This window comes from Candidatus Benthicola sp. (assembly GCF_058719085.1).
In genome coordinates, this window is record NZ_JBZQEK010000033.1 from 1 (window position 1) to 6,078 (window position 6,078).

At 64.7% G+C, this 6,078-nt stretch carries 6 protein-coding genes and 1 pseudogene; 6 read left to right on the top strand and 1 reads right to left on the bottom strand.

Annotated features, from left to right (window positions below; all coding sequences use genetic code 11):
* Positions 1 to 224, bottom strand: a pseudogene (locus tag AC36XV_RS02845) (hypothetical protein); the annotation flags it as partial.
* Between the two features lie 562 nt (positions 225 to 786).
* Between AC36XV_RS02845 and AC36XV_RS02850 the strand changes: the two are divergent.
* The 6 genes from AC36XV_RS02850 to AC36XV_RS02875 form a co-directional block, all read left to right on the top strand.
* Entirely contained in the window at positions 787 to 1,446 is a 660-nt protein-coding gene (locus AC36XV_RS02850) for a hypothetical protein (RefSeq protein ID WP_492202162.1), read from the top strand.
* A 120-nt stretch (positions 1,447 to 1,566) separates the two neighbouring features.
* Positions 1,567 to 2,442 (top strand): 4Fe-4S dicluster domain-containing protein, encoded by an 876-nt coding sequence (locus tag AC36XV_RS02855; protein WP_492202163.1) that lies wholly within the window; start codon positions 1,567 to 1,569, stop codon positions 2,440 to 2,442.
* 3 nt (positions 2,443 to 2,445) lie between these two features.
* Positions 2,446 to 3,708 carry an NrfD/PsrC family molybdoenzyme membrane anchor subunit gene (nrfD, locus tag AC36XV_RS02860; RefSeq protein ID WP_492202164.1) on the top strand — a complete coding sequence of 421 codons (1,263 nt, stop codon included), beginning with the start codon at positions 2,446 to 2,448 and terminating at the stop codon, positions 3,706 to 3,708.
* 11 nt (positions 3,709 to 3,719) lie between these two features.
* Complete coding sequence (locus AC36XV_RS02865) at positions 3,720 to 4,421, top strand: glycine cleavage system protein H (protein ID WP_492202165.1); 702 nt, start codon at positions 3,720 to 3,722, stop codon at positions 4,419 to 4,421.
* A 30-nt stretch (positions 4,422 to 4,451) separates the two neighbouring features.
* Positions 4,452 to 5,249 (top strand): biotin/lipoyl attachment domain-containing protein, encoded by a 798-nt coding sequence (locus AC36XV_RS02870; protein WP_492202166.1) that lies wholly within the window; start codon positions 4,452 to 4,454, stop codon positions 5,247 to 5,249.
* A gap of 172 nt (positions 5,250 to 5,421) precedes the next feature.
* A partial coding sequence (locus tag AC36XV_RS02875; protein WP_492202167.1) for a hypothetical protein occupies positions 5,422 to 6,078 on the top strand: 657 nt, incomplete at its 3' end.

The window sequence follows — 6,078 nt, forward strand, 5'->3', positions numbered from 1 at the left end:
AGCGTCGTGGCGAGGATCCCCACCATGAGGCCGACGAATGGATTCTCGGTGGCGCTGAAGAAGGAATCGAGCAGTCCCCGCCCCAGCGACTTGAAGGCGTCGCCGAGGCCGTTGACGCCGAGCAGAAAGATGAACAGCAGACCGACCACGAGGGCGGCGCGCGCCAACGGGCTCTGCAGCCAGGAGCGCGCGACGATCGGTGGCTGCCCAGTTCTTGAATCCAAGGATGCTCTCCCTCGGAGCGGCTGACCAGGGATGCGCCTCAAGGTTGATGCAGGTCGGAACCTCCGACCGCCGCAAAGTGCTCGGCCCGGCGCTCGCCAGCAAGAGCGTGTCCTCCCGCTCCTCTCCGACGCCGAAAGGCTCGACGGGGAGCCCTGGCGCACCGTCCGATTCCCCCACGATCGTGCCGCACGACGTGGCCGATTCGTCGACGCCGCGATCCCCGCCGGTTGTTGAAACATCCCACGACTCGCTGTCGAAGATTTCGACGACGCACCTAGCGCTTTTCGCGCCAGCGACTTACGCGCGATCCGGGCCCGCTTGAACCGGAAGAGGTGTCGACATCCTCGACAATCCGAGAACGACCCGCTCCGCAGGCGGCAGGGCGGTGCGCTTGTAAACAATTACCATATCGACGGTTACGGAATGGTCTCCCGGGCCGTACCTGGTGGCACCACGCTTGCCTTTCAAGGAGGTCGAACGGCTACGCCCACCGTGCCGACGAGTGCTCCGTGAGACGGAGCCTGCCAACGGAATGAGGGCATAACAGCCGGGGAGGAATCGATGCTTGGTGCCGTCTTCTTCGTAACCGTGGTGGTCCTGCTGACCGGTCACTACTACTTCGTGGAGCGACCCCGCCGGGTCGCTGAGGGAATGACCTCGGGCCCTCCAGCCGTGCCGCTCCGTGACCTCGTCACGCGTCTTCCGGCAGGCGTCTTCCTGCAGCCGGGATTCACCTGGGCGTCGGTCCGTGCGAGCGGCGATCTCCAGGTGGGTGTCCATCCGCTGCTGCTCTCGCTGATCGGGAGCGACCCCGATCTCGAGATGAGGGGGGCCGGTGAGCGCGTGGACAAGGGTGACCCTCTGGTCACTCTACGGAGCGGCAAGCGTGAGCTCGTGGTCCGATCGCCCGTCGCCGGTCGAATCAAGGCATCCAGGGTGAAGCCTCCGCGGGACACGGTCTGGCAGACGCACAGCGAGGACACGTGCCTCATTCGACCGGAAGGCCTGTCGGCTGAACTGCCCAACTGGATGATCGGGAAGTCCGCCACCGACTGGAGCCGGACCCAGTACGGGAAGATCCGTGATTTCGCCATGTCCCGTTCGGCCGATCCCGAAGCCGGGCTGGCGCTTGCGGACGGGGGCGAGCTTCCGATCGGTGTGCTCGAGCAGATTCAGGATGCCGATTGGGCGGAGTTCGAGGAGACATTCCTCCGGCCCTGACCGTTTTCGGTCCGTTCGATCTTCGCCGGGCCAGCCGCTCTCCGTCGGGGGCCCGGTCCGGTGAGGCGATGACGATGGCACCGCAACCGCAATAGAGATCCAAGACCTCGGGAGGCGGAGATGCGCAGGCGATCTGCCCTGAAGACGCTGGCCCTCGCAGCCGGTTCCACCCTGGCGGGAAAGAACCTGGCTCAGGCCCGGACGAGCAGCAGTCCAGAGGTGAGTCCGAGTCGAGAGGGTGAATCCATGGCGATCCTCATCGACACGACCAAGTGTCTGGGGTGCCGCATGTGCGAGCGTGCATGCGCGGAGGCAAACGACCTTCCGGAGCCGCCGGGAAAGGTGGAGCCCGGAGAGGTACGAGACACCTCCGAGACGCAATGGACGGTCGTGAATCGATTCGAGACCGAGAAAGGCCCGGTGAACGTGAAGCGGCAGTGCATGCACTGCCTGCAGCCGGCTTGCGCCTCCGCCTGCCTGACGAAGGCGATGCTCAAGACGGATGCCGGACCGGTGATATGGAGAGGCGACAAGTGCATGGGGTGCCGCTTCTGCATGCTCTCATGCCCCTTCGATGTGCCGAAGTTCGAGTACCACAGCGCGAACCCGCGTATCCAGAAGTGCCGCATGTGCTTCGACCGGCTCCAGGAGGGAGACATCCCTGCCTGCGTCTCCGCCTGTCCGGCCAAGGCGACCGCCTTCGGAACCCGAAAGGAGATGCTCGAGCTGGCGTGGTCCCGCGTCTATGGCGAGCCGGACAAGTACGTCCACCACGTGTATGGCGAGCATGAGGCCGGCGGTACCGGGGTGTTGTATCTCGCTTCGGTTCCGTTCGAGGAACTCGGTTTCCGGACCGACCTCAGCCTCGAGGCCTATCCGACCTTCACCAAGGAGTTCCTGTATTCGGTTCCGTTCGTTCTGACCATGTTCCCCCCCTTCCTGCTCGCCGTGAGCAGGGCGACGGCGGGGAACCGGCGCGAAGAACCGGAGGAGTGAATCATGGCGACCGTAGATGCTGCCGTACCCGGTGTGTGGAGCGGGGCCAGGCGCTTCGCTCGCTTCCTCCGCCAGGAAATGAGACCCCGTGGACCGGTGCTCACGCCGTTCAACGTGATCACCCTGGCGATCATGGTCGCGACGGCCGTGATCCTGTACTTCAGGTTCGTATACGGCCTCGGAAGCGTCACCAACCTCAACCAGGACTACCCCTGGGGACTGTGGATCGGTTTCGACGTGATTACCGGCGTGGCATTCGCCGGCGGGGCGTACGTGTTGACCTTCATGGTGTACATCCTGAATCAGGAGAAGTATCACCCCATCGTCCGGGTGACGGTGCTGAACGGCTTCCTGGCCTACGTCTTCTACGCCGGAGCCCTTCTGCTCGATCTCGGTCGACCGTGGCACGTGGTCAATCCGATCATCGGCAACGACTTCGGCGTCAGCTCGGTGCTCTTCCTGGTCGCCTGGCACTTCCTGCTCTACATGACGGCGGAACTGCTCGAGTTCTCGCCCGCCATAGCGGAGTGGGCCGGCTGGCCCCGCCTGCGGCGATGGTTGAACCGATTGACCCTCGGTGCCGTGATCTTCGGGATCACGCTGTCGACTCTTCACCAATCGGGGCTCGGCGCCCTGTATCTGATGGCCAGAGACAAGGTCCATCCCCTGTGGTACAACGAGTTCATCCCGATTCTGTTCTTCGTTTCCAGCATCTTCGCCGGCCTCTCGATGGTCATCTTCGAGGGCTCGATCACGCACCGGGTGTTCCACCACCGCGTCGGGCGAGAGCTGGAGCGATCACACGAGGGGATCGTTCGCGGGCTGGCCAGGATCTGCGCCGGAACCATGTTCGTCTACCTGTTCCTGCAGATCCTCGTCTTCGTTCATGGTCAGAGGTGGCAGTACCTCGGGACCGGTTGGGGCGCCTGGTATGGGCTCGAGATGGTCGGCTTCGTCATCGTTCCGACCATCCTGTTCGTCGGAGGTGTATCGCGTCGGAATTCCCGGGTGATCGGGACCGCGGCCGTGCTCACGCTCATCGGCATCGTTCTCAACCGGCTCAACATCTCGGTGATCGCCTTCAAGTGGTACTTGCCGGTTCGCTACGTTCCCAGCTGGCAGGAGATCGTGGTCACGCTGGGAGTGCTTTCGGCCGAAATATGGGTCTTCCGATGGGTGATTCATCGAATGCCGGTCCTCGATCGTGCTCTGGTGCGCGCGGACCGGGAGGATGACGTCCGGCGGGTCGAGGCGTCCGCAGCCTGAAGGAGGAAACAGTGGAAGGCACTGCAGCCGTAGATATCTTCGCCACGAAGGGCATCGAATACCTGATCGTCATCGGCTTCCTGGGTGCGCTCATCCTGTACTGGAAGCTCCTCGGACCCGGCGAGACCGAGGTGGTGCCCGGCCGAGTGAACCGGCAGAGCTGGTTCTCCGCCCCCCTGGACTACCTCTTCCACCCCGGTCACACGTGGGCCGCGCGGGAGAAGGAGGGGGTGTACCGGGTCGGTATGGATGACTTCGCACAACGTCTCGTCGGAGGGCCTTCGCGTGTGGATCTTCCCGCGCCCGGCGAGACGGTGCGACAGGGAGAGCTCGGGTGGACCGTGCGCGTCGGGCCCGATTCCGTCCGGATGCTGTCACCGGTGGACGGAATCGTGGAATCGGTCAACGCGGAAGTGGCGGAAGATCCTCGCATCGTGAATCGGGACCCGTACGAGTCCGGGTGGCTCATGAAGATCCGAGTACCCGATGATGCGAGGCCGGCCAGAAACCTGATCACCGGCGGCCTGGTCAGAGACAGGCTCGACCGGACGGCCGAAAGCCTCCGCGCCATGATGACTCCCGAGCTCGGCCTGATGCTGCCCGATGGCGGTGAGCCGGTGCTCGGCTTCGGCCAGGCCCTTTCCGAGGATCGGTGGCCGGAGGTCGTGGAAACGCTGCTTCTGAGCTCGAGCTTGCCCGGGAGCGAGAGGTAACTGCCGGTGTCGGCCAGGAGGCACGTGGACATGGATAAGGCGGGGAGGGCCGAAATGCCGAGAGACGAGCTTCCCTGCGTATGGGTGTTGTCCGGAGTGCTGAACTACCACCTGTGCGATCGCAACTATGAATGCGAAGGCTGCGAGCTGTATGCCGCTCTCAGCGGGGGGCGGCGAGCGCGCGAAGGCCTGACTGAGGCTTCTCAGGCCCCCGAGGGCATCCCCGGGGCCTTCACACCCGCCGGTCAGGTCAGCGCTCACCTGGCGCACCTGTTGGCCGGGTGCCGTCTGTACCTGGATCGGCCCTACCGACCCCCTCACTTCTGGCTCGAGCCGAGGGAAACGGGGCAGGTGACGGTGGGGCTCGACGGCGCACTGGTTCGGATGCTGCGACCGATACGCCGTGTCGTGACCCCCGGCGTGGGACTGCACCTCGAGCGCGACCAGTCCTGCGGCTGGATCGCTCGTGACCACATCGCCGTTCCGCTGCGGATGCCGATCGCCGGCGAAGTCGTGGAGACGAACCCGGCCTTTGCGCGGGCCGAGGAGCCGTGCCAGCTCCCGGAGGGGAAGGACTGGTTGTTTCGAGTGCGGCCCGCGGAACCGCTGGCAGGGGTACCTGGCGTGGTCGGTGCGGAAGAGACGCTCGCCTGGTATGCCGACCGAATGCGGACCGTCAAGCAGGCCATTCTGGATGCCATCTCCGGTCCGGACGCGCAGGAGGTGGGAGCGGCCATGGCGGACGGAGGAGAGCCGCAGACCACGCTGGAGCACGTACTCGGAAGGGAAGCGTTCAAGACCCTCATCGATCGGATCGCGGGTGGCTGAAACCGGGGCTACGGGGTCGACGTCGCAGCTTCGCCCCGGAGCGTCCGAATGAGGCACGTATCCTGCAACGCATGCTCCGGCAGTCGCGGCACCCGCGGCTCGAGCCGAAAGGCGCCCCCCTTGCGCTCAACCGGCCGCTGCTCATCGGAGCGGCGATAAAGCGAGGCGATCCATGGGCCTCTCCGCCCTGACCTCGATGATGAAGTCCTCGATCAGCGTGCGCCTGTTCTCGGTCCTGTCCCTCGCGCTCCTCGCCCTGTTCTTCGTCTACACGAGCATCAGTAACCACTATCGGGACAGAATGACCCTCGACCTGGTGCGATCCGAAGCGTTTCGCGCCAGCAACTTCATCAACAAGAGCCTCGACGTCGAGATGATGGAGAAGCAGCGTGACCACATCGCTCGATCGGTTCGGCAACTGGGCGCCGAGCCCGGGATCGAGGTCATTCGGATCTACAACGATCGCGGTGAGGTCCGCTTTTCGAGCGATGAGTCCGAAATCGGGACGGTGGTCGGCCGGGACGCGGAAGCCTGTCGGACGTGTCACGAAGATGGCGGCTCCGCCGGTGCGCTGCCGACGGCGGAACAGGCGGAGCTGTTCACTCGAGTGGAGCAGGGCCGAGTGCTCGGAGTCCTGAACCCGATTCTGAACCGACCCGAGTGTGCGGCCGCTGGTTGCCACGATTCAAACCAGAAGGTGCTGGGCGTGCTCGATGTCCAGATGTCGCTGGCCGACGTGGACCGAGCCATGACCACCGCGTACTGGCGCAGCGGACTCGTCGGCCTCGTCATCATCCTGATTTCGGCCCTGGTGATCGCCCTCATCGTC